The organism is Candidatus Nitrotoga arctica, assembly GCF_918378365.1.
GTDB lineage: Bacteria > Pseudomonadota > Gammaproteobacteria > Burkholderiales > Gallionellaceae > Nitrotoga > Nitrotoga arctica.
The window spans coordinates 1,567,913-1,593,141 of sequence record NZ_OU912926.1 but is presented as its reverse complement, the minus strand read 5'-3'; the positions used below and the strand labels follow the sequence as shown (position 1 = coordinate 1,593,141).

27 protein-coding genes are annotated in these 25,229 nt (G+C 49.3%); 19 read left to right on the top strand and 8 right to left on the bottom strand.

The window, feature by feature from the left end; all coding sequences use genetic code 11:
* Nucleotides 1–6 precede the first annotated feature (6 nt).
* The 4 genes from MKZ32_RS07125 to MKZ32_RS07110 all read right to left on the bottom strand — a co-directional run bounded on the left by MKZ32_RS07125 (nt 7) and on the right by MKZ32_RS07110 (nt 3,181).
* A complete protein-coding gene (locus MKZ32_RS07125) occupies nt 7–339 on the bottom strand; it encodes a hypothetical protein (RefSeq protein WP_239796636.1) in 333 nt (110 codons plus the stop codon).
* Between the two features lie 224 nt (nt 340–563).
* Nucleotides 564–1,703 (bottom strand): beta family protein, encoded by a 1,140-nt coding sequence (locus MKZ32_RS07120; protein ID WP_239796635.1) that lies wholly within the window; start codon nt 1,701–1,703, stop codon nt 564–566.
* Nucleotides 1,696–2,913, bottom strand: a complete 1,218-nt coding sequence (locus tag MKZ32_RS07115; RefSeq protein WP_239796634.1) for an ImmA/IrrE family metallo-endopeptidase — start codon at nt 2,911–2,913, stop codon at nt 1,696–1,698. The genes MKZ32_RS07120 and MKZ32_RS07115 overlap by 8 nt, the downstream gene beginning before the upstream one ends.
* Before the next feature lie 4 nt (nt 2,914–2,917).
* On the bottom strand, nt 2,918–3,181 hold the full coding sequence (locus MKZ32_RS07110) for a type II toxin-antitoxin system HigB family toxin (protein WP_239796633.1): 264 nt from the start codon (nt 3,179–3,181) through the stop codon (nt 2,918–2,920).
* Between the two features lie 219 nt (nt 3,182–3,400).
* Here MKZ32_RS07110 and MKZ32_RS07105 point away from each other — a divergent pair, with 219 nt between their 5' ends.
* From MKZ32_RS07105 to MKZ32_RS07095, 4 genes are read left to right on the top strand one after another with little or no spacing between them, the layout of a single operon-like run.
* Nucleotides 3,401–4,006, top strand: a complete 606-nt coding sequence (locus MKZ32_RS07105; RefSeq protein ID WP_239796632.1) for a LexA family protein — start codon at nt 3,401–3,403, stop codon at nt 4,004–4,006.
* Between the two features lie 8 nt (nt 4,007–4,014).
* Nucleotides 4,015–5,289: a Y-family DNA polymerase gene (locus MKZ32_RS07100; RefSeq protein WP_239796631.1), complete on the top strand. Its 1,275-nt coding sequence runs from the start codon at nt 4,015–4,017 to the stop codon at nt 5,287–5,289.
* Nucleotides 5,290–5,348: 59 nt separating this feature from the next.
* The gene (locus tag MKZ32_RS15680; RefSeq protein ID WP_420887723.1) at nt 5,349–5,582 is read left to right on the top strand and encodes a hypothetical protein; all 234 of its coding nucleotides are present in this window, start codon (nt 5,349–5,351) and stop codon (nt 5,580–5,582) included.
* A 31-nt stretch (nt 5,583–5,613) separates the two neighbouring features.
* Nucleotides 5,614–5,721, top strand: a complete 108-nt coding sequence (locus MKZ32_RS07095) for a hypothetical protein (protein WP_320412263.1) — start codon at nt 5,614–5,616, stop codon at nt 5,719–5,721.
* Between the two features lie 171 nt (nt 5,722–5,892).
* On the opposite strand, the gene MKZ32_RS07090 is transcribed toward MKZ32_RS07095, so the two are convergent.
* Nucleotides 5,893–6,756, bottom strand: coding sequence for a YihY/virulence factor BrkB family protein (locus tag MKZ32_RS07090; protein WP_239796630.1), 864 nt, complete (start codon nt 6,754–6,756; stop codon nt 5,893–5,895).
* 298 nt (nt 6,757–7,054) lie between these two features.
* Between MKZ32_RS07090 and ku the strand changes: the two genes are divergently transcribed.
* The 5 genes from ku to MKZ32_RS07065 all read left to right on the top strand — a co-directional run bounded on the left by ku (nt 7,055) and on the right by MKZ32_RS07065 (nt 13,558).
* Nucleotides 7,055–7,966: a non-homologous end joining protein Ku gene (gene ku / locus MKZ32_RS07085; RefSeq protein WP_239796629.1), complete on the top strand. Its 912-nt coding sequence runs from the start codon at nt 7,055–7,057 to the stop codon at nt 7,964–7,966.
* Between the two features lie 12 nt (nt 7,967–7,978).
* Nucleotides 7,979–8,590 (top strand): DNA polymerase ligase N-terminal domain-containing protein, encoded by a 612-nt coding sequence (locus MKZ32_RS07080; RefSeq protein ID WP_239796628.1) that lies wholly within the window; start codon nt 7,979–7,981, stop codon nt 8,588–8,590.
* Nucleotides 8,591–8,634: 44 nt separating this feature from the next.
* Nucleotides 8,635–10,494: a DNA ligase D gene (gene ligD, locus MKZ32_RS07075; RefSeq protein WP_239796627.1), complete on the top strand. Its 1,860-nt coding sequence runs from the start codon at nt 8,635–8,637 to the stop codon at nt 10,492–10,494.
* Nucleotides 10,495–10,608: 114 nt separating this feature from the next.
* Nucleotides 10,609–11,061, top strand: coding sequence for a CBS domain-containing protein (locus tag MKZ32_RS07070; RefSeq protein WP_239796626.1), 453 nt, complete (start codon nt 10,609–10,611; stop codon nt 11,059–11,061).
* A 10-nt stretch (nt 11,062–11,071) separates the two neighbouring features.
* Nucleotides 11,072–13,558 carry an NAD-dependent epimerase/dehydratase family protein gene (locus MKZ32_RS07065; protein ID WP_239796625.1) on the top strand — a complete coding sequence of 829 codons (2,487 nt, stop codon included), beginning with the start codon at nt 11,072–11,074 and terminating at the stop codon, nt 13,556–13,558.
* Nucleotides 13,559–13,569: 11 nt separating this feature from the next.
* On the opposite strand, the gene MKZ32_RS07060 is transcribed toward MKZ32_RS07065, so the two are convergent.
* Both MKZ32_RS07060 and MKZ32_RS07055 read right to left on the bottom strand, forming a co-directional pair.
* Nucleotides 13,570–13,851: a BRO family protein gene (locus MKZ32_RS07060; RefSeq protein ID WP_239796624.1), complete on the bottom strand. Its 282-nt coding sequence runs from the start codon at nt 13,849–13,851 to the stop codon at nt 13,570–13,572.
* A 146-nt stretch (nt 13,852–13,997) separates the two neighbouring features.
* The gene (locus MKZ32_RS07055) at nt 13,998–14,204 is read right to left on the bottom strand and encodes a DUF2281 domain-containing protein (RefSeq protein ID WP_239796623.1); all 207 of its coding nucleotides are present in this window, start codon (nt 14,202–14,204) and stop codon (nt 13,998–14,000) included.
* A 250-nt stretch (nt 14,205–14,454) separates the two neighbouring features.
* Here MKZ32_RS07055 and recQ point away from each other — a divergent pair, with 250 nt between their 5' ends.
* From recQ to MKZ32_RS07015, 8 genes are all read left to right on the top strand, one after another.
* Entirely contained in the window at nt 14,455–16,296 is a 1,842-nt protein-coding gene (recQ, locus tag MKZ32_RS07050) for a DNA helicase RecQ (RefSeq protein ID WP_239796622.1), read from the top strand.
* A 188-nt stretch (nt 16,297–16,484) separates the two neighbouring features.
* Nucleotides 16,485–17,762 (top strand): HD-GYP domain-containing protein, encoded by a 1,278-nt coding sequence (locus tag MKZ32_RS07045; RefSeq protein WP_239796621.1) that lies wholly within the window; start codon nt 16,485–16,487, stop codon nt 17,760–17,762.
* 321 nt (nt 17,763–18,083) lie between these two features.
* Entirely contained in the window at nt 18,084–18,455 is a 372-nt protein-coding gene (locus tag MKZ32_RS07040) for an ArsR/SmtB family transcription factor (protein WP_239796620.1), read from the top strand.
* Nucleotide 18,456: 1 nt separating this feature from the next.
* Nucleotides 18,457–18,975, top strand: coding sequence for an SRPBCC family protein (locus tag MKZ32_RS07035; protein ID WP_239796619.1), 519 nt, complete (start codon nt 18,457–18,459; stop codon nt 18,973–18,975).
* 2 nt (nt 18,976–18,977) lie between these two features.
* On the top strand, nt 18,978–19,916 hold the full coding sequence (locus MKZ32_RS07030; protein WP_239796618.1) for an SRPBCC family protein: 939 nt from the start codon (nt 18,978–18,980) through the stop codon (nt 19,914–19,916).
* Nucleotides 19,917–19,926: 10 nt separating this feature from the next.
* Nucleotides 19,927–20,397, top strand: coding sequence for a VOC family protein (locus MKZ32_RS07025; RefSeq protein ID WP_239796617.1), 471 nt, complete (start codon nt 19,927–19,929; stop codon nt 20,395–20,397).
* Between the two features lie 70 nt (nt 20,398–20,467).
* Nucleotides 20,468–20,935: a VOC family protein gene (locus tag MKZ32_RS07020; RefSeq protein WP_239796616.1), complete on the top strand. Its 468-nt coding sequence runs from the start codon at nt 20,468–20,470 to the stop codon at nt 20,933–20,935.
* 188 nt (nt 20,936–21,123) lie between these two features.
* Nucleotides 21,124–21,471 (top strand): GFA family protein, encoded by a 348-nt coding sequence (locus MKZ32_RS07015; RefSeq protein ID WP_239796615.1) that lies wholly within the window; start codon nt 21,124–21,126, stop codon nt 21,469–21,471.
* 119 nt (nt 21,472–21,590) lie between these two features.
* Here the strand turns inward: MKZ32_RS07015 and MKZ32_RS07010 are convergent, their stop codons facing one another.
* Nucleotides 21,591–22,523: a LysR family transcriptional regulator gene (locus MKZ32_RS07010; RefSeq protein ID WP_275584269.1), complete on the bottom strand. Its 933-nt coding sequence runs from the start codon at nt 22,521–22,523 to the stop codon at nt 21,591–21,593.
* Between the two features lie 93 nt (nt 22,524–22,616).
* On the opposite strand from MKZ32_RS07010, the gene metE reads away from it, so the two are divergent.
* Both metE and MKZ32_RS07000 read left to right on the top strand, forming a co-directional pair.
* Nucleotides 22,617–24,884 carry a 5-methyltetrahydropteroyltriglutamate--homocysteine S-methyltransferase gene (metE, locus tag MKZ32_RS07005; protein WP_239796614.1) on the top strand — a complete coding sequence of 756 codons (2,268 nt, stop codon included), beginning with the start codon at nt 22,617–22,619 and terminating at the stop codon, nt 24,882–24,884.
* The gene (locus MKZ32_RS07000; protein ID WP_239796613.1) at nt 24,884–25,225 is read left to right on the top strand and encodes a dihydroneopterin aldolase; all 342 of its coding nucleotides are present in this window, start codon (nt 24,884–24,886) and stop codon (nt 25,223–25,225) included. The genes metE and MKZ32_RS07000 overlap by 1 nt, the downstream gene beginning before the upstream one ends.
* Nucleotides 25,226–25,229: the final 4 nt, after the last annotated feature.

Sequence of the window (25,229 nt, the reverse complement as noted above, 5' to 3'; positions counted from 1 at the left end):
TGGGGGTCATTTGAGTAAACGACCGACGAAACGTCCAACCACCCTACCTGCTCCAATAGCTGCTTTCGATGGCGGTCTGAAATCCGGGATTTCGACGACAACCTGTTTTGCACGATTCTCGCGAATGATTTGCTGAGCTTTGGGAGAGTCAGCCGGAATAATTGTTGCTTGATCACAGATTAGGCATATTTCATGCCGGGAACGGAAACGCCAAACTGAATAAATCAAGCCCGGAATCAAAAAACAAAACCAGAGGATGATTTCGGTATCGGTGCTGCCTTTCGCTATAGTTTTCGTCTCACCTATATGGCCGCATGATGTACACAAACCTTGTGACATAAAACTCTCCAGTATTTTCCAATTCGTAAATGAGTCTGAACAAAGGGTTGTGAATCTGAGTAACTGAACATTGTTCCGATTCAATCGGGTTGATATACTTTTCTGAAAATATAATTTATAAATTCACGATCAAATACGCTTGGCATTCCGAATGGTTGGCAGCTTTAATGGCAGAACCAACCGGCCGCTAGTCAGGCAGAATTCATTATGACCAATCTCTGTACCTAAGTTGCCATAGAAGCTGAAATAATATGCGAAATCTCAAATTCAGTTACTTCAGCGATGATCCAAGTTATATGGTGATTAGTGTCAATTCCAATCCACTGTGTCGAATTGCCACGAAACTTTTCCCTACTGCATTCTAAAATTCTAAAGTCACCCCAGCTAAAATCCTTACCCATATAGCAAGGTGATTCGACTATGATATTTGCGAGCTCATACATCTGCGCCCCTTTGTTTCCCAATTTCATAGAGTGCCCCCGCGCGATAAAATAGCTTAGGGCTGTGGCATAACGAATCTTTCCGTTGGCGTGCTGAGCAATAACATCTTCAACCATATTCGGCCCACGTATTCCGTAGTCACTAAATAACCAATTTAATTTTGGATATTCTTTCCTCATAGTCTGCCAGAGCAGCATTTCCTTACGCATGATATTGCCAGTCGAGTTGTTTTTCTTTACTGCCTTATCAATACTCGTCGGCAATGAACAACCTGCGGTGCAAAAGAACTTAAATCCCCTGCCTCTCAGTAAATCAATAATGCCATTTGCTTTGTCAACCAAGTCCTCCAATGGAGAAGAAAAAACTTCACCAAAATCTATCAGTACCCCGCAACGCTCAGGCTCCAAGCTAAGGTCGTTTAAAATATTCAATATTTGCTCCTCAAAGAATTCTGGTTCCGCAGAATCTTCGATTGCATGTGAGTCTAAGCGAAGACAAACATAATCATCTTTATCTACTTTACAGCCTTGCATCGCGAGCCGATAAGGTTTGCTATCCCATCTGTCATAACCAATAACTGGAATCACATCAACTCCAAGTGACTTTAACTCGGCATAGATGTACGTGAGAATATGCTCGCCGCTTTCAGTTGTCGAATGTGCGGGCCACTGGTATGCATCGATCAAAGCAGCTCTGCCACTCCATACATCAGAAATTTTTTGGGCTATTTCATCAAGATATTTACATGTCACCGCATCTGAGTTTTTAAATCGCTTTGCTTCACGAATTTTCTCTCCCATTCTACTAATTTCAAAAAATGGCAAGGTCTTGTCGGCGGTGCGCTTTGATAATTGTGAGATTGCTTCAAACTCACCAGGCTTGGCTTTTAATATTGGGAGATAGATGGGGATCATTTTAAGCATCGCTTTCAGTTGAAGTTATAAGAAACATATTTTTGACTAGTCCATGTCCGACTAGATCATTGAAATGCTGAAAATTACCGGTTTCTCTCCGCAAGCGGCCTGCAATTATGGCAGGATGGATTTTTAATTCACGAGATAACTTATCAATAGACTCTTTGCTGGGTGAAATGAAAGCATCACTTCGTTTCCATATAAGCCGAGGGATAAATGCCTCCCTAGATAGCCGATTGGCCTCTGCTTCGCGTCTATCATCTGATGAAGCATCTAAATCGTCTAGAAAAGCATCATCTTTATCAACATGCTTCCAAATATGAGCCACTTCATGGAGCAAGGTAAACCAAAAGTTGTCTAACCGATCATGTCTCAGGGTCAGGCCGATTATGGGAGTGCCATCCAAATCTTTCAATGCCGCGCCATCAAGTAATGTTCCCTTTAAATGAGGCTCGATAATCACTGCAATGCCATGGTTTTCTAAGTACTCGACAGCAAGAAGAGGTCCGCTAACTGACCAACTAAGTTGAGCTAATTCCCGTAAGAAATTGGCAGATAATTTCTCTCTATCAAATATGCCGAGTGATGATTTCTTATTTCGTGCCTTTTGTATAACCCTAGCTAACCATGCATAAAGGGCATAGCGCGTAGTAGGGGACTCTGCTGCTCCTACTAATGTTTTGCGGAAAGATGCCGCACCAAACTGTAGCCCCGCATCTAATATATAATTTCTTATCACATCTTCAGCTGACGTCTTCGTTTTTCCCATGAGATTACTCAGCCAGCCGCGTTTTGCCATTTCTTTGATGGGAAATTTTGACCAGTCAATCGCATTATTGGTCACGGCTGTATTAGGCATTGATAGTCCGATAAGAACATCCGCGGAAATTCCAAGACCAATGGATAACGCACGAATCATTTGAACTGTAAGAGGGCGTTTTCCTCCTAATACCTCTGAAACTCGGCTGCTAGTACCAAAATACTGAACAAGATCAGCTTGTTTCAAACCTTTCTCACTCATGCGAAAGAGGATTGCATCAATAGGGTTTGGAGACTCAACTGGATACTTAGTATTTTCATATGTTTCAATTAAAACTGATAACAACTCAAGCTTATCTTTTTGTTCAGAATTGAGAGATGAGCCCAATGAAATTAGCATTTGAATTTCTTCAAGGTAAGCGTGGTATTGATTTTCGGTTTGAATGACTTTAGTAATCATGGGGTCAGTAGTTAGCTTTCAAATCTGTAATTAGGGCTATACCTTGTGAAAATGCAACTAACACATGGATAGTCCATTTGTTGCCGCCAACAGGGAATATGAAGAAAACATCATCTTTAACGCTAGCTTTAGGAAACTGAGTAATTACATCAACTGGTAGTTTCCAATGGGCGCTCATTACTTCGGATGTCCAATTTAGAGCCCATTTATCGATTTGTTCACCAGCACCTTTAAGATGATGGATTTTTTCACGCCCTATAAGTCGCATAGACCTCTTTCTCCCAATTTGGGATAATATACTCTTTCCTGATTATGACTGTCAAGCTCCCAATATGGGAATTAATTGTTCATGAACAAAATTGGGACTTTAAGTTACTTAAACGACAAAAAAGTATTGGCAATGTAGAGCATGATGAGGAAAAGCCATACCACAGCACGATGCGTGCAACATTTGACGCGACTACATGATTATTGTTACGATAATCATATGAAGCAACCTGATTCAAAATTTCCCACACGCGGCGGCACTCGTCCGGGTGCCGGTCGTAAAATCGGCTCAAGTCCCTATGGTGAAAATACAAAGCTCATGCGTATCCCCGAAAGCGTAGTCAGTGCAGTTAAGGATGTTCTATCCTCCTGCAAAGCCCAACGGCTTGAGAAACGCTTCAAGAACGATATCTTATATCCGACCTTAGACAGCCAACCTATCCGCTTACCGGTGTTTGGGCATAAGGTGGCAGCTGGTTTCCCCTCTCCTGCTGATGATTATATTGAGGGAAGGCTAAGTTTAGATGAGCACCTTATTGGCAAGAAGGATGCAACTTTCTTCGTCCATGCTCAAGGCAACAGCATGATTGGTGCAGGCATTTATGACGGTGATTTGCTGGTAGTCGACAAATCAATTACACCTACTTCCGGGCAAATTGTGATCGCGATTGTGGATGGTGGCTTGACGATAAAACGCCTTGTCCTGCGGGACAACAAGACCATTCTTAAACCAGAAAATCCACGTTTCAAGGCAATCGAACTTCAAGATGGACAGGAACTGCTCATTTGGGGTGTCGTAACCTCAGCCATCAAGCGCTTTAATTGACATAACCCATGCCCTTCGCCCTCATCGATTGTAATAATTTTTACGTCTCCTGCGAGCGTGTCTTTCAGCCAAAACTGAACGGCAAGCCGGTCGTGGTGCTGTCCAATAACGATGGCTGCATCATCTCTCGTTCAAATGAAGCAAAAGCGCTTGGCGTCAGGATGTGCGCGCCGTGGTTCAAAATGGAAAAATTGGCCAAACAAAATGGCATCGTTGCGTTCTCAAGTAACTATACACTCTACGACGACATGTCCAAGCGCTTCATGTCCATTCTTTCCACATTCGCGCCACGCCAGGAAATCTATTCAATAGACGAATCTTTTCTTGATCTAGAGGTCATTGAGCCACATTCACTGGTGGCTTACGGGCAGAAGATACGAAAAACGGTTCTGCGCAGTCTTGGCCTTCCCGTCTGTGTTGGTATCGCTGATACGAAGACGCTGGCCAAGCTGGCCAATTATTGCGCCAAGATGGAATTGGTGGGAGAGGATGGCGTGTGCGACTTTGGGCAGTTGAATGATGCTGAGCGCAGTGCGCTCTTTGCGAGTATTTCAGTGAGAGAAGTATGGGGAGTCGGGAGACGCATCTCCGAGGGGCTCCTTGCCATGAGAATCAAGACTATCGAAGACCTGCGCACGGCCAATCTTAAAAGAATTCGTAGTCAATTTTCCATCGTGCTGGAACGCACCGTACAGGAGCTCAACGGCATCTCTTGTATCCAAATGGAAGAAGTAGCAAAGCCACGACAACAGATCATTGTTTCTCGCTCCTTCGGGACTATGATAACGGGATTAGATGACTTGTCAGAATCTATTGCCTACTTCACCAGTCGAGCAGCCGAAAAGCTCCGGCAAGACGGTTCGGTTGCTGCCAGCATTTCGGTTTATATCTATACCAATGCGTTCAAGGAAGACGCCCCTCAATATACTGGCTCGACCATCGTGCAATTGAATCAACCCAGCGACGACACGATGGAACTCGTCGATGCTGCGATCAAGGGCTTGAAGGAAATTTATCGCAGTGGCTTTCACTACAAGAAAAGCGGCGTGGTGTTGATGGGATTACAGAGCAAAGGATCGATTCAAGCCACCCTGTTTGATGACATAGACAAACAGACAAAGTCCGACAATATGATGCGAACTCTAGATGCGATCAATCAAAAAATGGGTAAGGGGAGCGTAACTTTAGCCGCAGCTGGTTTAAAGCATCGCTGGGCTATGCGTAATGAGCGGCAGTCTCCAAATTACACTACAGACTGGTCTGAATTACTGATCGTGGAGTAGTACTAAGAATCCAATAGATGTTTATCGAGAGAAAATATTAGCCCGTTGTATAGATTTCAATGAAAAGTACATTTGAAAATCCTTACTATTATCTCAATAATTTCGATAGGGTCTTAACCTGGATACAGGAACGATCCTCCGACTTACTGAACCAAAGCGAGATCGATTTCATCGAGAGCTTTTCGACTCTTTCTACTGAATCCAAGGTCATCTTTGTCCAAATGATAATGCGTAAGGGAATCTCTTTCTTGCGAGTAAATTGCACTATGCGGAGATCGGCAACCCGGATATGAATACACTTACCTTTATCCAGGCATACAAAAGGTGGTGCAGGCACCAGACAGGGTAATTCGAAGCAGCTTAGATCGAGGATTCGTATTTTTGATAGACACTCAATTTTCAAGACGGGATGTGCATCCAATTACTCCCTAGATGGTGGAATATCAAGCTTCAAAGCCTAAATGTATGCGATGGCCAACTCGCGCAAAGGAGCAACTCATTATCGAAAAACGGTATTCTTGGTTGATCATCTGCAATGTAAATGTGAGTGGAATAGGTAATCACAAAATCCCACCTAAACGCCATTTTTCCGATAAATCCTTTCTATTCTATGGGCTGACCTTTGCGCGATCCCAATGTAAAAGAGTAAATCCTCGTAAATTCCGCGCCCATTAAAAATATCTGAGCTGAGTAATAAATCCATACTAAAACTACAACAAGCGATCCAGCCGCTCCAAATCCAGAAGCCAAACCACTTCTGCCAATATAAAAACCGATCAAGAATTTGCCGATCGTAAACAGAAACGCGGTAACTACCGCACCAATCCATACATCACGCCAATTTATATTAACCCGCGGCATAATTTTGTAGATCATTGCGAATGGAAAAGTAAGTAGTACAAAACTTAACGCGACATTTATTAAATTCCCAAGAAGTGCCATTCCGCCGAATATAGGTGCCCACCATTTTCCCAATGCAGCCAGTACCGCACTGAATATAAGCGAAACAATCAGCAAAAAACCTATTCCCAAGATCATTCCAAAAGACAGCACGCGCGTACGAATTAATCCAAATATCCCACCATCATCCGTTCTTTTTGGGGCCCGCCATATCCTATCCAAATCGTCCTGTAACTCGCCAAATACTGTAGTGGCACCGATCAGCAGCAAAACTACGCCAATAATAGTGGCAGTTACACCTTCTGTTGGCTTACTAACGCTTTCAAGCATGCCTTGCACCGCTAGGGCCTCAGTTTTTCCCATTAAGTTTTGTAGCTGAGCAAAAATTTCTCCTCTTGCTACTTCAGCCCCAAAAATTAGCCCTGCAATAGATATTACAATCAATAGAAGGGGTGCAATCGAAAACACTGTGTAATAGGCAAGTGCCGTACTCATGCTTGGTGCCTTGTCGTCAATCCATGCTGAAAAAGTGCCTTTAATAATATTCAATATTATTTGAATATTCATGGGGATTGCTTCAAAGAATAATTACAGTTCAAGAGTTTTTATATAGAGGGATATTAGCTTCTGCGCATTCCAAATTCTTTAAGCATTCAATCTTGGATCTTGGAATATCTTTAGATTCTTATTTTGAAAAATAATATCTGCTCTATTCACCATGCTCTGTACGTTGCCGTACCGACCTGATTGAAATGGATGTGCAAACTTCGAAATGATATTTGCATTCTCAAATATTATTTTTCATTATCAACTGTAAATTTTTTACGAAACTCATACACATGAAGATAACGACCCAAGGTAGATTATGACTCCCTCAAGTAATCGTGTTTTATGGAAAGGTGCGATCACCTTTGGCTTGGTGCATATTCCAATTGCCCTATATTCCGCGACCACTGAAACAGGCTTGGATTTCGATTGGCTGGACAAGCGGAGTATGGATCCGGTGGGGTACAAGCGCATTAACAAAAAAACTGGCAAGGAAATTGACAAGGAAAATATCGTCAAAGGTATTGAATATCAAGATGGTCAATACATTATTCTAAGCCCGGAAGAAATTTCAGCGGCTTACCCAAAGAGCACACAAACGATTGAGATAGTGACGTTCGTGCCGGCTACCGATATACCATTCGTTTATATGGAACGACCGTATTACACCGCGCCGATCAACAAAGGAGAAAAAGTTTATGCACTCCTGCGAGAAACTCTTCTTGAAACTCAGCGTGTAGGGATTGCTCGCGTTGTAATTCAAACCAAGCAGCATCTTGCCGCTCTCATTCCCTCAGGTCCTGTGCTCACCCTCAACTTGCTGCGCTGGGGTAATGACATCCGTAGCTGGGAAGAACTCAATCTTCCTGCTGAAGGAATCAAAGGTACTGGTCTTACAGATAAAGAATTAAAGATGGCTGCCCAATTAGTGAATAGTATGAGTTCAGAATGGAATCCTGAAGAATTCCACGACACATTCAAAGAAAAAATAATGGATCTTGTCCACCAGAAAGCTGAAAGTGGTGAACTTCAATCTGTTTCTCAACCTGAACAATTAGAACAACCACAAGGCGGGGCGCAAATTATTGATCTTGCTGAACTACTCCGGAACAGCCTAAAGAAAGATAAAAATAAGGAAGAAGATAACAAGCCGCCAGCCAAAAAATCTGCGAAAACTCCGGCGAAGGTATTGGCCCACTCAACAGCACGGAAGAAATCTAGTGCGTCCTAAATATTAAAGAACATGGCAAAGTCAGATCCACTTAAGACCTATAAAGCCAAACGCGATTTCTCCATTACTTCTGAACCCACCGAAGGCGGTAAAGCGAATGAGAAAGCTCTTTCGTTTGTTGTTCAAAAACATTGGGCCTCTCGTCTGCATTACGATTTCCGGCTGGAACTTGATGGGGCAATGAAAAGTTGGGCTATCCCCAAGGGGCCAAGCTTTGATTCCAAAGATAAGCGCTTGGCAGTTCATGTGGAAGACCATCCTATTTCCTACAACAGCTTTGAAGGACAAATTCCAGCGGGGCAATATGGCGCAGGCAAGGTGATCATTTGGGACAAAGGAATCTGGATTCCACTTGAAGATCCCCATAAAAATTATCGTGAGGGCAATCTGAAATTTGACCTGCGTGGAGTTAAGTTACATGGCCATTGGGCGCTGGTTCGCATGAAAAGCAAGGGGGAAAGGCAAGAGCCCTGGTTACTTATCAAGGAAAAGGATGAATACGTTCGTCCTTCGAGTGAATTCAGCGTGGTCGATGAAATGCCTGACAGCGTTGCCAAACTCGAACCAGAGAGTCATAAGGTTGCAAAACCTAAGGAAGAATTACCTGCTATAAAAAAAAATTAACTTCCGGTACTTCTGGCAAAGCAGTTAAAGCTGATCTTCCGCTTATGCTTCAGCCTCAACTTGCAACGCTCGTGGATGCGCCTCCAAAGGACTCCGTTGAATGGATATATGAAATAAAATTTGATGGATACAGAATATTGACCAGGATAAGTGGCAAGAAGGTTCAACTGTTCACGCGTAACGGAAATGATTGGTCACATAAATTACCTACGTTGGTAAAGGCCATAGATGAAATGAATTTAGAGTCGGGATGGCTTGATGGCGAAATCGTAATGCTTAATGAGCAAGGGATTCCTGATTTTCAAGCTTTGCAAGGTGCCTTTGATAGCTCGATGACTCAAAGTATTATTTACTACCTTTTTGATGTGCCATTTTATGGCGGACACGACTTAAGATCGGCTCCCTTGATTGAGCGTAGGGCACTACTCAAAACACTCTTTGAAAATCCAACACCAGAACAGATACGTTTCAGTGATGTTTTTGATGCGCCACCAGGCGATATTATGGCTACAGCATGCCACCTGGGATTGGAAGGTGTCGTTGGCAAACGTAAAAGCTCCACTTACGTCCCGCGCCGGTCAACTGATTGGATAAAACTGAAGTGCAAGCAGCGACAAGAATTTGTTATTGGTGGTTATACGGATCCGCAGGGCTCCCGTTCGCTTATCGGCTCACTTCTGCTTGGCGTTTATGATGAAAAAGGAGAGCTGCAATACACGGGCAATGTGGGCACTGGATTTAACGAAAAGACTCTCAAAGATCTGAAGGCGAAGCTGGATAGAATTCCTGCTGACCACAGTCTATTTAGCAAAGCTACTGATATCGATAAAAAGGCACACTGGGTCAAACCAACACTGGTGGCTGAAGTTTCATTTGGTGAGTGGACTAACAGCGGGCATATCCGTCACTCTGTTTTCCATGGCCTTAGAACTGACAAAAAAGCCAATACCATTATTCGTGAGAAACCTATGCATTCCATTTCCACAAAGCCTGCACCGCTGCCTTCGCTCCAAGCCTCATTACACGTAACGCATCCTGATCGTGTCATAGATTCATCCACTGGACTGACAAAAATTGACCTCGTACGCTACTACAGCCTGGTCGCTCCTTTAATCCTGGAACATCTCAGGGGGCGGCCAGTTTCTTTGGTACGCGCCCCCGCTGGCGTCACAGGCCAACTTTTTTTCCAGAAACATTTGGAAAAAAATAGCATGCCAGGAGTCAAGCACCTTGACACTGCCCTTGACCCTGAGCATGCGGCATTACTTGAAATTTCGACCGCTGAGGGGATTCTGTCTGCAGCTCAAATGAATGTGCTTGAATTTCACACGTGGAACGCCACAAAGAGTGCTATTGGCAAACCTGACAGGATGATATTTGATCTGGATCCTGGAGAGGGAGTGCCATGGAATATCATGCAGGAATCAGCGCAGCTTGTTCGCGAGTTTCTTAAAGAGCTGGGGCTGAATTCTTTTCTCAAAACCAGCGGAAGTAAAGGCTTGCATATGGTAGTGCCCATAAAACGTCTGCGCGACTGGGATACCGTTAAGGATTTCTCTCACGCCATTGTTAACCATCTGGCTGCAACTCTACCGCAGCGCTTTGTAGCTATAAGTGGGCCTGACAATCGTGTTGGAAAAATTTTCATTGATTACTTGCGTAACGGTTTTGGGGCTACCACCGTGTCGGCTTGGTCTGCTCGCGCTCGTCCGGGTTTGGGAGTAAGCGTGCCTATCGCCTGGGAAGAACTCAAATCGCTTACAAGTAGTGATCACTGGACTGTATCAAATATTCACAGTCGTCTGGATAAAGGGAATGATCCATGGGCAGAGTATAACGCCAGCGCTCAATCTATATTATCCGCAATGAAGGCCTTGGGATTTAAGCCTAAGGTGCAAAAATAAGCTAACTCTGACATCAGATTAAATTTTATACACGCAGGAATATGCATACACCGTACGTTTACACAAAATTCAGGACACGCTCAACGCGAGTCCACCACTGCAAGGAGTTACAAAATGCATTCAATACTTGTCAAGAATATAGACGCTTTGGCTCGTTCCCGGCTGGTGACGGTCAGCGCCGATGCATCGCTGGTGGACGTATCCAACCTGCTCTTGGACACACATATCAGCCTTGTCGTCGTCTGTGATTCTCATGGGGCGATGGTGGGTGTCATCACAAAGACGAACATGGTCCAGCAGATTGGCCGTTCCTGCGAAAGCATTGGTACGACCGTGGCTTCTGACGTAATGACTCGGAATGTCACCTCCTGCTACCCGACCAACTCCCTGCTTGACGCCTTGTCGATGATGGAGAAGAGTGGCTTCGTTCACCTCCCCGTCATTGACGAGAAGTCCAAACCGTCTGGCGTCGTCAATGCGCGCGATGCGTTGCGGGCATTGATGGCGGAAGGAAAGTATGAAGAGGCGCTGCTTCGTGACTACGTGATGGGTATTGGCTACCGGTGAGGATTTGACGATGACAGTCTCCGACACCAGGCCGATCGTTCTCATCACCGGCGCGACCGGCAACCTCGGCCGTTCGCTTGCCAAAGCGCTTGGTCGCGACTACCGGATCGCCGGTATGGACCTGAAAGCTCAGGGCACCGAGTTCCCGGTTTTTGATGCGGACTTCACCTCTGAGCCTTCGGTTGAGCTGGCGATGCGAAAGTTTCGCGACGCGTTCGGCTCGCGTATCGCCAGCGTTATTCACCTCGTCGCTTATTTCGACTTTACCGGTGAGGAAAAGCCGCTCTACGAAACCGTTAATGTCGATGGCACCCGTCGTCTTCTGCGTGCGCTGCAAGACTTCGAAGTCGAGCAGTTTATTTATGCAAGCACGATGCTCGTTCACGCCCCATGTCGCCCCGGCGAGCACATCGACGAGCAGCAGCCGATTGAGCCGGGCTGGGCCTATCCAAAATCAAAGGCCGCCGCTGAAGCGATGGTTCGGGCGGAGCACAAAGTAATCCCTTACGCCATTTTGCGGCTGGCAGGGGTTTACGACGAGCACGCGATGGTGCCAACGCTGGCCAGGCAAATAGCGCGGATTTACGACCGCGACTTTCAGAGTTATTTTTATTCGGGCAGCACACTCGTTGGTCAGGCAATGCTGCACCGCGACGACATGCTCGAAGCATTTCATCGCACCGTCGACCGTCGCGCTGTATTGCCGCGAGAGACCGAGATTCTGATTGGCGAGGCCGACGCGATCGGCTACGACGCGCTGCAAGACGAGCTCGGCTATCTCATTCACGGTGTCGATGATTGGCCGACGGTGCGCGTGCCCAAGCCCATTGCCGCCGTTGGCGCGTGGGCGCAAGGCAAGCTCGAACCAGTCATCCCCGACGTGATCGACGGGGGCGAGGTCCCGTTCATCAAACCCTTCATGGTTGTCATGGCCGACGATCACTACGCGCTCGACATCCGGCGCGCTCGCGAGCTGCTCGGCTGGGAGCCGCGGCATCGATTGAAGGACGAGTTGCCGAAGCTCGTCGCGGCCTTGAAGAACGACCCGACCGCTTGGTACAAAACCAACGGTATCACGCCGCCGGCATGGCTCAGCGATGCAGCCGACCTCGGCAAGAATCCGGGGAACCTGCGCGACCGCCATGAAGCGCAGATCAGGACCGAGCACCGCGCCAACCGCTGGGCGCATTTTGTCAACATGGGCCTGGGCACTTGGCTGATAACGCAGCCGCTGCTGATCAACGTCACCGAGCCGCTGCTGCGCTGGAGCGAAATTTTTCTGGGTGCGATGCTCATTGTCTGCGCTGGCGTGGCGCTGTCGTGGCGTGCGCCCTCAGCGCGCTGGCTGTGCGCAGGCATCGGCGCACTGGTCATGGGAGTGCCGTTCTTGTTTGCCACCGGGAACGCCGCGGCTTATCTTTCCGACACGCTGATGGGTGCGCTGATCTTCGGCTTCGCCGTGTGTACCAAGCCCGAGCCCGGTGTCTCGGCCATCGCTGCGCTGACCGGCCCCGAAGTGCCGCCGGGCTGGAGCTACAACCCGTCAACCTGGTCGCAGCGCATACCGATCATCGTGCTGGCGATCCTCGGTCTTTACGTCTCACGCTATCTCGCCGCCTACCAGCTTGGCTACATACCCGGTGTATGGGATCCGTTCTTCGCCGCCTCCTCGCCCCTGGATTCGCGCAACGGGACCGAGGACATCATCACCTCGTGGGTCTCGAAAGCCTGGCCAGTATCCGATGCGGCCGTCGGGGGCTATACCTACCTGCTGGAGATCCTCACCGGCATCGTCGGCTCGCGGATGCGCTGGCGCACCATGCCCTGGTTGGTGATTCTGTTCGGCCTGATGATCGCGCCACTTGGCATCACGTCGATCTTCTTCATCGTCATCCAGCCAGTCGTCATCGGCACTTGGAGCATCATTGCGCTGATCGGCGCGGCTGCGGTCCTGATCCAGATCCCGTATTCACTCGACGAACTGATTGCGACGTTGCAGTTTTTGCGCCGTCGCGCACAGGCCGGCCACAATTGGTTGCGGATTTTCTTTGTGGGCGACACTGATGAAGTACCCAAGACACGAAGTGTCGAGGCCAACACCGACGAGTTCGACCAGTCACCCCGCATCATAATCAAGAACATGATTGGCGACGGCGTAAGCCTCCCGTGGAACCTGGCTCTGGCGGCACTCATCGGCCTGTCGCTGCTGTTCACGCGTATTACGCTTGGAGTCGATGGCAATATGGCCCATGCCCACCACGTGATCGGCTCGCTGGTTCTGACGGTCGTCTCGATCGCTGCCGCTGAAGTTGCCCGGCCGGTGCGCTACCTGAATATCTTGCTGGGAGCCGCCTTGATGGCCGCACCGTTCATGTTTGCGGCAAGTATCACGGCGACCATCGCCAGTGTGGTCTTGGGCCTTGGCCTGATAGCGCTCAGCATGCGCCGCGGCTTGATCCGGGAGCGCTACGGCAACTGGGACCGCTGGATCATTTAGAAAAGCTTGTACTAAATGATGCGGAACAGGCTCTCGGTATTGACGCAATTAACCCGTTGCACACCGCCTTCGGTTTCAACCCGAAGGGGGGTGGCAATTTGCTCCCACCCTTTAGCTAACTCTTTGTCACGGCGTCGTAAATCCTTGACATACTTGTCTGGCTGAACCGAATCGGTGAGAACGGCAACCACATCCACAATGGCGAACCACCATTCCTCGTTATGCCAAGTGCGGCGGATCGCTGTTTCCTGAAAGACGGTACGCGGAGCAACGATTATCGCGCTAAAAACCAAAGCGGCTTAATGGTTTGACGCACGGCAAGTAAGCAGCGTGACAAGCAGTCCGAGCTATTCCTCAACCTACATCCTCTTCTGGAGAACTCTCGAAGGGAGTCCTCACCCGATCCATTAGCAACATTTGGGGTTGAGAAGGTAGCGCATCACAATCCCTGCATATCGGATACCTGAGGTGATTGTGGTCTTTCCGGGAAATCGGGTGCAGCGCCCCAAGCCCGTTCCAGCCACGCCGGATCAGATTTGCGTTTACTCTTTGTGTGTAAATAACCGATAAAATCGAGCACTTCCCGCTGGAATTCCGGCGGCAGTCTGCGGGCTTCTTTGTCGATTGCTTCAATGATGTTATGCATTATTCTTCTCCTTCAGGATCACACAATGATAATAATTAATCCGCAATATCCCACTGGCCAAATATTACTTGATAACCAACCAAGTGATGAGCTCAAAGTCACCGGTGAATTTACTTACTTGCCCACAAAGGTAGGCATGCCATCTTGGAAGTTATAAACATCACATCAATATCTGTGTTCACTATGAATGATTCTCTAACAAGAATATGTGCCGGGGCAAAATAACCTCTAGTGTGATACCTTTCTTTTTATGACTGCTCCTACCGCCAAACAAATTCTTCACGATGTTTTCGGCTATACGTCCTTTCGTGGTGAACAACAATCTATAGTTGAATATGTTGTTGCTGGTGGTGATGCGCTGGTATTAATGCCAACCGGCGGTGGCAAGTCGTTGTGCTACCAGCTTCCGGCATTATTGCGGCGTGGGGTAGGCATAGTGGTGTCACCGTTGATTGCGCTAATGCAGGATCAAGTGGACGCACTTAACCAGCTTGGTGTGCGCGCCGCTTTTCTTAACTCCAGCCTGGATGCGAACGCTGCCCGTACAGTGTCAAGCCGTTTGTTGCGGGGTGATTTAGATCTCTTGTATGTGGCGCCAGAGCGGTTGCTGATGGCGGGATTCTTGTCCATGCTGGAACAGGTGCAAGCCGAACATGGCATGGCACTGTTTGCCATTGACGAGGCGCATTGCGTATCACAATGGGGCCATGACTTCCGTCCAGAGTATCGCGGACTGACTGTATTGCATGAACGCTTTCCGAACGTGCCGCGCATCGCGCTGACGGCCACGGCGGATGCGCCAACGCGAGGCGAGATCGTCGAGCGGTTGGCGCTGGAACAGGCGCGCCAATTTGTTTCCAGTTTCGACCGCCCTAACATCCGTTACCGGGTAACGCTGAAAGCCAATGCTCGACAGCAATTGCTGGCGTTTCTGGAAACGGAGCATGCTAACGATGCCGGCATCGTATATTGCCTGTCGCGCAAAAAAGTGGATGAAACTGCTACGTGGCTTCGAGAGCGCGGCTGGAATGCATTGCCTTACCATGCCGGACTGGATGCGGCCATACGTAGCGAGAATCAACGCTGTTTCCTGCGCAAGGAGGGCGTCATCATAGTTGCTACTGTCGCTTTCGGCATGGGCATCGATAAGCCCAACGTGCGCTTTGTCGCTCACCTTGATCTGCCCAAGAGCATGGAAGGCTATTATCAGGAAACGGGTCGTGCCGGACGCGACGGCTTACCCGCAAATGCATGGATGACTTACGGTTTGGGCGATGTGGTGTCCATGCGTCAGATGCTGGCATCCGGCGATGCACCAGAGGAGCGCAAACGATTAGAGATGCATAAACTTGATGCACTACTGGGGTTTTGCGAATCCACTGCTTGCCGCCACCAAATTATCCTGCGCTATTTTGGAGAGGAGCATCCTGGTAACTGTGCTCAGTGCGACAATTGCCTGGAGCCGATAGATACGTGGGACGCGACTCAGGCATCACGTATGGCATTGTCGTGTGTTTACCGCACTGGGCAGCGCTTCGGCGTTGGTTATTTGATCGACGTGCTACTGGGCAAGGCCACTGCACAGGTCGAAAAATTTCGCCACCAGCAACTTAGTACTTTTGGGATCGGCCAGTCGCTCGCGCAGACTCAATGGAGCAGTGTCTATCGCCAGTTGGTTGCTGCTGGTTTGCTCAATGTGGACATGGAAGCTTACGGCGGATTGCGTCTTACCGAAGAAGCACGCCCGGTGCTACGCGGTGAATCCGAAGTGTGGCTGCGGCGCGATGCTGAACCGGCTAAAAACAAAATCAGCAAGATTGAGCGCAGCGCAAGAATGCGCGAAGCATTTGACGGTGCAAATGAAGACCCGCTGTGGCTGGCGCTTAAAGCCAAGCGCATGGAGCTCGCCCGCGAACAAGGCGTACCGCCTTATGTGATTTTCCACGACAGCACTTTGCTGGAAATTCTCAAACTTCGTCCTGGTAATCTCACCGATTTAGGAAAAATTAGCGGAGTCGGATTAGCCAAGTTAGCCCGTTATGGAGATGATTTTCTGAAAGTCATTGAAGATGAGGCAAATGGCGTTAAGTAGGCAAAAAAATAGCGGAAATATTTGTATGTTATTTCAGAGTCCCGTTAATTACTCCAACAATACCGATGCTATGTTGCGAGTACGGCGTTTATTACGATTGTGGTCTTCGACCCAAAAGAGAAGTTCGAGGCTCAAAGTAACTGGCTAATTGGCGTTTGTTGCAACCCAATAATAGAAAGGTTCGGTATATGTCCAAAGCGCTTCAACAAACTGATCTCCGTCACGTCATCTATGCGTTGTCCGATGCGCTCGATCTGGTAGGGGTCAACGATGTCGCCCACGGCAAGCGTGTTGGCATCATGGCCGCAGAGTGCGGCAGAACTCAGGGGTTGGCGGAAGCAGAGACGACCTTTCTGTTCGACTTGGGTATGCTGCACGACATTGGCGTGTCCTCGACGCAGACGCATCATCATCTGGTCGCCGAGTTCGATTGGGAGGGTTCGCAAGTGCATGCCGAGATTGGCTATGGCCTTTTAAGTGGGTTCGCACCACTGTCGCGCATGGCCATTCCTGTACGCTACCATCACACACGATGGGACAAACTGACTACGCTGCCTCCGTCTGAGCTTACCGCGCAACAAATGCAACAGGCAAACCTCATTTTCATGGTCGATCGCGTGGACGCGCTGGCTGTGCCTTACTACAGCAGCGGTGTCTTGTTCGATCATCTCGGTGAGATCCGCGATCATATTCAACGCAGTGCCGGCAGCTATTTTGCTCCCGAGCTTGTGGACACTTTTCTGGCGGCATCCGAGGCGGAGGCATTCTGGCTGCAACTGGAGCCGCGCTCGATCCAAAATTACTTGCGCGACCTGTTGTCGCGCGGTGAGAGCTATCAGCCGCTATTTGCGGAGCTCAAACAGCTGGCACTGATTTTTTCGCACATTGTCGATGCCAAAAGCCCGTTTACCGCACAGCATTCGCTGGGTGTGGCTCGCTTGGCACGTTTTCTTGCAGAACGCGCTGGGGTAAATGAGGAAAATTGCGACAAACTTGAGCTCGCAGGTTTGTTGCACGATCTCGGCAAGCTGCGCGTACCGGATGAGATACTGGATAAACCCGGGCCACTGGATTCGCACGAGCGGCGGATAATCAATACCCATAGTTTCGAGACTTACCAGATACTGCGCAGCATTGGGGGATTCGAAGAAGTTGCGCTGTGGGCCGCGTACCATCACGAGGAGCCAGACGGCATGGGGTACCCGTTCCACATCCACGAGAAAGGCCTGTCCATCGAGGCGCGCATCCTGCGCGTCGCGGACATCTTTCAGGCCATGGCCCAGGATCGTCCCTATCGTGCGGGATTGGCAGCGCACGAAGTACTCGGGTTTCTGAACGAACTTGCGAACCAAGGAAAAGTGGATGCGGGCATCGTCAAATTGGTAGGTGAGAACTTGGCCCAAGCGATGGCGGCGGCGATCCACGATCCAGCCGATTTGCTGATCCAGATCGGCGAGACCGACTGAGCTCGTATGTCTTAAATAAATAAGTGCAGTAGTAAATGATTTTGGCTGTCTGTCATGACGCCCTTTCTTTTTTAGCAGACTTTTCAAGCGTTTGAGCGGAATCACTGCTGCACAGTATCTCCAACAATTTAGATGGATGCGTAGTTGATTTCGTGCATATCCGTTTAATACACTATTAGTGTTGCAACAGCTAATTCAGCCGACAATTAGCACAGTCTCAATCGCGCTCGGCATCAACTGAGAATTCTCATACGATTGACAGCCTTAAAATTCAGCCTGATAATAAACCAATTAGTTAATTATCCAACTGGATAGATACACATGTCCACAAATGTCACATTAGACCGTCTCAGCGTGACCTTCTCCGCCTTGGCCGACCCCACACGGCGGGCGATGTTGGCGCGTCTGGCTAAAGGTGAAGCGTCGGTTAACGAGCTTGCTGCACCATTTGCGATGAGCTTGCCTGCCGTATCAAAGCACATCAAAGTGCTGGAAAAAGCGGGGCTGGTCACTAAAGGGCGCGACGCGCAGTGGCGGCCCTGCCGTATTGACGCTGAACAGCTCAAAGTGGCGATGGACTGGATTGGTCAATACAAACAGTTTTGGGAAGAGCGGCTGGACCGCTTGGATACTTATTTACTCACCCTGCAACAAAACCCAGACCCCGATATCAATCCACCAAAGGAGAGTTAAAGTGAAGACCAATGCAACATATAGCCAATTCAACCCCAAACTTGACCTCACTTTTGAGCGCATCGTCGATGTCCCCAAAGAACTTGTTTGGCGCGCTTGGACTGAGCCGGCACTGCTCAAACCATGGTTTTGCCCGCTGCCATGGAAAACAATAGACGCTGAGATTGATCTGCGACCCGGCGGCATGTTCCGCACCACCATGCAGTCACCAGAAGGTAAGGACTTCCCCAATATCGGCTGCTACCTGGAAGTCATCCCCAACGAAAAACTGGTCTGGACTAATGCCTTGTTGCCAGGCTTTCGACCCAGCACACCCAGTCCAACTTGCGGAGACGAACAAGTAGATTTCAAGTTCACCGCCATGATCGAGCTGGCAGACCACCCAAGCGGCACACGCTACACCGCCACGGTGATTCACGCGGATGAAACAGGTCGCAAGCAACACGCTGCGATGGGCTTTGAAAGCGGCTGGGGTACAGCGCTCGACCAACTGGTCGCGATGATCAAGAAAGGCATCTGACCATGTCTGCCGTAGCTCCCGAGAAATCCAACGAGATTGTCATTACCCGCACCGTAAGAGCGCCAATCCAGCGCGTCTGGCAAATGTTCACCCGGCCCGAGCACATCCAACATTGGTGGGGGCCAAACGGTTTTACCAATACGATTTTCGAGATGGACGTGCGTGTGGGCGGACTGTGGCGCTACATCATGCACGCACCCGCCAACGCAGACGGTAGCCCGGGCATAAATTACAACAACTGGATTCGCTACACCACCATCACCGAGCCGACTTTCATGGCCTACGAGCACGGCGGCGACGACCCTGACCATGCCGAGTTCAACACCACCGTGACGTTGCAAGACTTGGGTGATCAGACGCAGGTCACACTGCGAATAATCCTGGAGTCAGAAGCGCAACGCAAAGCTTTGGCTGAATTTGGCGCGATTGAGGGTGGCCAGCAAACACTGGCGCGGCTCGATGCTTATTTAACAACGACAGGGAAACCCAACGAACTTATCATCACTCGCACATTCGATGCGCCAAGAGAGTTAGTGTGGAAGGCTTGGACTGATCCCAAGCACGCGTTGAATTGGTGGGGGCCCAGCCACCATCCCGCAGTCAATGTGATGTGGGATGCGCGGTCGGGCGCTCGCTGGCGCAATTGTTTGCGTTCTGTTGAAACCGGAGATTTGCTATGGCACGGTGGCGAATTTCGTGAGGTAGTCGAGCCTGAATTACTGGCATTTACCTTTGCGTGGGAAGAAACAGGCGAGCGAGGCATAGAAAACTTAATCACTATCACACTTACCGAGAATCACGAAAAAACTACGATGGTGCTGAGGCAAACACCATTCCAGTCATTGTTCGAGCAAGAGGGGCATAACGAAGGATGGAACAGCACGTTTGACCGTTTAGCGGACTATCTGGCACAGCGACTGAATCATATTCAACCAAAATAGGAGAAAAACCATGCAAAAAATCACCACGTGTTTATTGTTCGCCGGGCAAGCCGAGGAAGCGATGAACTATTACATCTCTATTTTTAAAAACTCAAAAATATTGAAAGTCACTCATTACGGCAAAGGCGCGCCCATGCCAGAGGGCACAGTGATGACCGCAAATTTTGAGCTGGAGGGACGCCAATTTATGGCGCTCAATGGGCCGATGTACAAATTTTCACCTGCGACCTCTTTCGTCGTGAATTGCGAAACTCAGGAAGAAGTGGACTACTACTGGGACGCATTGGTCGCTGGCGGCAAGCCCAGCCAATGCTCGTGGCTGGACGATAAATACGGCGTGTCGTGGCAGATTGTTCCCAAGCAACTCATACAATTGATAAGTGACCCAGACCCTGTGAAAGCGGGACGTGTGATGCAAGCAATGATGACTATGTCGAAGATCGTGATTGCAGATATACAGCGAGCTTATGATGCGAATTAAGTAGCTGATCAAAAGGCAGTACGCGAGAAGTAAATAATTTAATATTTATCGATAATTAGGAGAATTAACCATGACCAGTTTAAAAGTTAAAGCTATTCCTGATGGCATGCATTCGATCACTCCGCACATCATCTGCGCAGGCGCATCGGACGCTATTGAGTTTTACAAAAAAGCATTCAATGCCATAGAGGTAATGCGTCTTCCAGGCCCAGACGGCAAACTCATGCACGCCTGTGTCCAGATTGGCGACTCACAATTGATGCTCGCTGAAGAAAACCCGCAATGGGGCGCATTTGGACCAAAAACATTGAAAGGCTCACCGATCACGATCCATTTGCAAATCGAAAACGCGGACGAAACCATGGCGCAAGCCGTGGCAGCGGGTGCAAAAATTACCATGCCTATTGCGGATATGTTTTGGGGCGACCGTTACGGTCAAGTGGAAGACCCATTTGGACACCGTTGGTCGATAGCCACCCATACGCGCGATGTGACGCCCGAAGAAATGCAGGCGGACATGGCCAAGATGGGCTGCTAAGGCCCACTACCATTTCCTTGGAGTGTTTCATTAACTTGACTGCACTGGCTCTACTGCCTTCAAAGCAGCCCTCAGGACAGGTCATATCTAAAGCGGTATTTATGATCCTGTTCCTGTTGTTGTTCGTCACGAAGCAAAGTTATGCATTGTTCAATTTACGCTGAATTTAACGAATACGGAGATAGCCAATGATTTACAAAGGCAGCTGTCATTGCGGAAAAATTACACTTGAAGTTGAAGGTGAGCTAGACCAAGCGATCTCCTGCAACTGCTCAATTTGTTCACGTAGAGGATCGCTTTTGTGGTTTGTGCCACGAACCAATCTTCGCCTGCTTACCGCCGAAGATGCGACTAGCACCTACACCTTCAATAAGCACGTTATTAAGCATCGTTTCTGCCCCGTCTGCGGCATTCTTCCATACGGAGAAGGCGTCGATCCAAAAGGCAATCCGATGGCCGCCATCAATATTCGCTGTCTTGAGAATATTGACCTGGCGTCTGTGCCCATACACAACTTCGACGGCCGCTCGAAGTGATTTTAAATAAAGTGCTCGACCTGTCAACGATCGAAACGATGGCACAGCTGGGCACAACAGAGAGATAACTTCAAAAACTGAAGATGATGTTGCACTTGGACACGGAGAAATATAAAAACTCATCCCTCAGGGATCGATAACGGTATCAGCCCCGGCAAACGGTTAAAACTGACCGTTCGCACGGTTTCTAGAAAATCCTGCATATAGACAGCCTGTGCAGCCTCCACATGTGTGACGGCATACAACTCGCCGAACAATCCCTCCTTGCCTAGGCGCATACTATGCACGTAGCCGGTTTTCAAATAGCTTTGCACCGCCCAGTTCGGCATGGCGGAGATACCTCGGCGGCTGGCAACCAATTGTAAAATTGCAACGGTTAGTTCGGCGGTTCGTCGTTTCGGCTCAACGCCATGCGGCTTCAGAAAATTACGAATAACGTCCAGCATTTCTTCAGGTACCGGGTAGGTCACTAACGTTTCGTCGGCAAAGTCGGGGGGAGTGAGGTATTCTTTTTGCGCCAATTTGTGTAAACAAGAGACGATACCGACAATTTCGAAACCAAACAAAGAGTGATAAGTCATTCCGTTCTTGCGGTACTCAGATACCACGGCCAGGTCGGCGCGGTCTTCGCGCAGCAGTGCCAGCGGATCAACATGAAAACCGGATACCAAATCCAACTCAACCTCTGGCCAATGCTCACGAAAAACATCCATCGCGGGCATTAGCCATTCGAAGCAAGTATGGCACTCGACCGCTATGCGCAAGCGTCCGGCCTGTCCTTCTACAATGCGCGAAATATCGCGCTCGGCTTCCGCCACCTGCGCGAGCACCGCTCCCGCCAAAACCTGCAGTCGCTGGCCGGCGGCCGTCAGACGCAAAGGCTGGGTCTTGCGCTCAAACAACGGAACGCCGTAATGATCTTCTATTTGTTTGACCTGATGCGAAATTGCCGATTGTGTTAGGTGTAAGCGTTGCGCGGCACGCGACAGATTGCCGCTCCCGACCAAGGCTTCCAACATGCGTAAATGGCGAAATTCCAGAATGGATAGCATTATTAAATAATTTAATGATTAACACGAAAATAATGATTTTGCATAATAATAGGAATTTGCCGAAGATGCCATCCTTTCCAACGGAGGATTATCATGGCAATTACGCACAATCTTGGCTTTCCACGCATCGGCGCGCAACGCGAACTCAAAAAGGCTTTGGAATCGTATTGGAATGGCCAATTGGACGAAGCATCCCTGCTCGCCATTGGCAAAGAATTACGAGCACGGCACTGGGCAGTGCAGCGCGATGCGGGAATTGCTCTGATTCCGGCTGGGGATTTCGCATGGTACGACCAAATGTTGAATATGACCGTCCTCTTGGGTGCCGCGCCCGAACGATTCGGTTTTACAGGTTTATCAACACTGGAGCAGTATTTCCAGCTTGCGCGAGGCAATGCACAACAGCCCGCCATGGAAATGACAAAATGGTTTGACACCAACTATCACTATCTCGTCCCGGAATTTCTGAATTCTACTGAGTTCAACCTGAATAGCACATGGCTATTCGATGAAGTAGGTGAAGCGCAGGCACTGGGGATCAATGCCAAGCCGGTATTAATTGGCCCGCTCACCTACCTGTATCTCGGTAAAGAAAAACATGCCGGTCTGAACCGCCTGAATTTATTGCCCAAGCTAATTCCGGTGTACAAGCAAATTCTGGAGCGCCTGAACGCGCAAGGCGTGGAGTGGGTGCAAATTGACGAGCCTGTGCTGGCACTCGATTTGCCGCAGGAATGGGTGGCAGCACTCGCTCACACCTATGCCAGCCTGTCGCAGGACGCCCCCAAAATTCTGCTCGCCACCTATTTCGATAGCGTGGAAGACCATGCCGAAGCGCTCAAAGCCTTGCCGGTTGCCGGCCTGCATATCGACTTGGTGCGCGCTCCGCAGCAAGCTGATATCTTTATCCGTGATTTCCCGGTGGATAAAATCCTTTCTGCAGGTATTGTAGATGGCCGTAATATCTGGCTCAACAACTTGCCTGCTTCGTTATCCATCCTCGAAGAATTGCACATAACATTGGGGGATCGACTATGGGTTGCCCCCAGTTGTTCTCTGTTGCATGTACCGGTGGATTTAGCACAAGAAACCGGACTGGATAAAACCGTCAAAAGTTGGATGGCATTCGCCACGCAAAAGCTCGAGGAGGTTGTCACCTTGGCGCAAGGTGTATCGCACGGTAGGGAAGCCATCGCTCCTCAATTGGCCAAAACCAATGCTGCATTGGAAAGCCGCGTGTACTCGCCGCTACGACATGATCGTGAAGTGCATCAGCGTATTGCAGCCTTGAAACCTGCCGATGAAAAACGCTCTACACCGTTTGCCCAGCGCATCGCTGCACAGCAAGAGCAATTCAAGCTGCCTGCTTTCCCGACCACTACCATCGGCTCTTTCCCCCAAACCGCAGCCATCCGCAGTGCCCGCGCTGGATACAAGCAAGGCAAACTAAGCGAGGAGCAATATCGCACGGCAATGCAGGCAGAAATCCATCATGTGGTGGCCAAGCAGGAAGAACTGGGGATCGACGTGCTGGTGCATGGTGAAGCCGAACGTAATGACATGGTGGAATACTTCGGCGAACAGCTGAAAGGCTTTGCTTTTACGCAATACGGCTGGGTTCAAAGCTACGGCTCGCGCTGCGTAAAACCCCCTATCATCTATGGCGACATTTCACGCCCGCACCCAATGACCGTCGAATGGAGTTGCTACGCACAAAGCTTGACCGACAAACCGATGAAAGGAATGCTCACCGGACCAATCACCATTTTGCAATGGTCATTCGTGCGCAACGATATTCCTCGCGCTGCCACCGCCTTGCAAATCGCGCTGGCGATTCGCGCCGAAGTACAGGATTTAGAACGGGCCGGCATTGGCATCATTCAGATTGACGAAGCCGCCTTACGCGAAGGCTTGCCGATCAAACGGCAGGACTGGGCGCATTACCTCGACTGGGCAGTGCGCGCTTTCCGCATCAGTACCAGCGGTGTGCGGGACACCACGCAAATTCACACGCACATGTGCTATTCAGAATTCAACGACATTTTGCCCGCCATCGCCGCGATGGATGCTGATGTGATTACGATAGAAACGTCGCGCTCGGATATGGAACTACTGGAAGCCTTCCGTGCCTTCCATTATCCGAATGATATAGGCCCCGGCGTGTACGACATCCATTCACCCCGTGTGCCAAGTCAGGAAGAAATGCAACGTCTGATGCGCAAAGCATGTGCTGTTATTCCCCGCGAGCGTTTGTGGGTTAACCCGGACTGCGGATTGAAAACGCGCGGATGGCCGGAAGTGGAAGCGGCCCTACGCAACATGGTTGCTGTAGCACATACATTGCGGAACATCGCAGCCTGATGGCGCACACGCTCGCACATGATGGAATTGCGTTGTATACCATCATTGGCGTGTACGAATGGGAACGGGCAGACTCACGACCGCTCGTTTTCGATTTAAGACTAGAAAGTACACACCCGCTTGGCCTGACACGTACTCTCATCGAGCAGCAGCTTGCCGGTTGGCTAGCACCCTGTCGCTATCGATTACTGGAAGCGTTGGCAGAGCACGTTGCCCAGCGCATGTTAACCGAATGGCATTGCAGCCGGGTCGTTATTGGCATCGAAAAACCTGGTGCGTTAGGCGATCTGGCGCGTGTCGGCATACGCATTATGCGGGACGCGGAAAAGCGAGCTGCATGATGCG

Excerpts from the sequence above, each read along its gene's own strand:
- MKZ32_RS07125 (WP_239796636.1), bottom strand. The coding sequence starts at position 339 with ATGTCACAAGGTTTGTGTACATCATGCGGCCATATAGGTGAGACGAAA.
- MKZ32_RS07120 (WP_239796635.1), bottom strand. The coding sequence starts at position 1,703 with ATGCTTAAAATGATCCCCATCTATCTCCCAATATTAAAAGCCAAGCCT.
- MKZ32_RS07115 (WP_239796634.1), bottom strand. The coding sequence starts at position 2,913 with ATGATTACTAAAGTCATTCAAACCGAAAATCAATACCACGCTTACCTT.
- MKZ32_RS07110 (WP_239796633.1), bottom strand. The coding sequence starts at position 3,181 with ATGCGACTTATAGGGCGTGAAAAAATCCATCATCTTAAAGGTGCTGGT.
- MKZ32_RS07105 (WP_239796632.1), top strand. The coding sequence starts at position 3,401 with ATGAAGCAACCTGATTCAAAATTTCCCACACGCGGCGGCACTCGTCCG.
- MKZ32_RS07100 (WP_239796631.1), top strand. The coding sequence starts at position 4,015 with ATGCCCTTCGCCCTCATCGATTGTAATAATTTTTACGTCTCCTGCGAG.
- MKZ32_RS15680 (WP_420887723.1), top strand. The coding sequence starts at position 5,349 with ATGAAAAGTACATTTGAAAATCCTTACTATTATCTCAATAATTTCGAT.
- MKZ32_RS07090 (WP_239796630.1), bottom strand. The coding sequence starts at position 6,756 with ATGAATATTCAAATAATATTGAATATTATTAAAGGCACTTTTTCAGCA.
- ku (WP_239796629.1), top strand. The coding sequence starts at position 7,055 with ATGACTCCCTCAAGTAATCGTGTTTTATGGAAAGGTGCGATCACCTTT.
- MKZ32_RS07080 (WP_239796628.1), top strand. The coding sequence starts at position 7,979 with ATGGCAAAGTCAGATCCACTTAAGACCTATAAAGCCAAACGCGATTTC.
- ligD (WP_239796627.1), top strand. The coding sequence starts at position 8,635 with ATGCTTCAGCCTCAACTTGCAACGCTCGTGGATGCGCCTCCAAAGGAC.
- MKZ32_RS07070 (WP_239796626.1), top strand. The coding sequence starts at position 10,609 with ATGCATTCAATACTTGTCAAGAATATAGACGCTTTGGCTCGTTCCCGG.
- MKZ32_RS07065 (WP_239796625.1), top strand. The coding sequence starts at position 11,072 with ATGACAGTCTCCGACACCAGGCCGATCGTTCTCATCACCGGCGCGACC.
- MKZ32_RS07055 (WP_239796623.1), bottom strand. The coding sequence starts at position 14,204 with ATGCATAACATCATTGAAGCAATCGACAAAGAAGCCCGCAGACTGCCG.
- recQ (WP_239796622.1), top strand. The coding sequence starts at position 14,455 with ATGACTGCTCCTACCGCCAAACAAATTCTTCACGATGTTTTCGGCTAT.
- MKZ32_RS07045 (WP_239796621.1), top strand. The coding sequence starts at position 16,485 with ATGTCCAAAGCGCTTCAACAAACTGATCTCCGTCACGTCATCTATGCG.
- MKZ32_RS07040 (WP_239796620.1), top strand. The coding sequence starts at position 18,084 with ATGTCCACAAATGTCACATTAGACCGTCTCAGCGTGACCTTCTCCGCC.
- MKZ32_RS07030 (WP_239796618.1), top strand. The coding sequence starts at position 18,978 with ATGTCTGCCGTAGCTCCCGAGAAATCCAACGAGATTGTCATTACCCGC.
- MKZ32_RS07025 (WP_239796617.1), top strand. The coding sequence starts at position 19,927 with ATGCAAAAAATCACCACGTGTTTATTGTTCGCCGGGCAAGCCGAGGAA.
- MKZ32_RS07020 (WP_239796616.1), top strand. The coding sequence starts at position 20,468 with ATGACCAGTTTAAAAGTTAAAGCTATTCCTGATGGCATGCATTCGATC.
- MKZ32_RS07015 (WP_239796615.1), top strand. The coding sequence starts at position 21,124 with ATGATTTACAAAGGCAGCTGTCATTGCGGAAAAATTACACTTGAAGTT.
- MKZ32_RS07010 (WP_275584269.1), bottom strand. The coding sequence starts at position 22,523 with ATGCTATCCATTCTGGAATTTCGCCATTTACGCATGTTGGAAGCCTTG.
- metE (WP_239796614.1), top strand. The coding sequence starts at position 22,617 with ATGGCAATTACGCACAATCTTGGCTTTCCACGCATCGGCGCGCAACGC.
- MKZ32_RS07000 (WP_239796613.1), top strand. The coding sequence starts at position 24,884 with ATGGCGCACACGCTCGCACATGATGGAATTGCGTTGTATACCATCATT.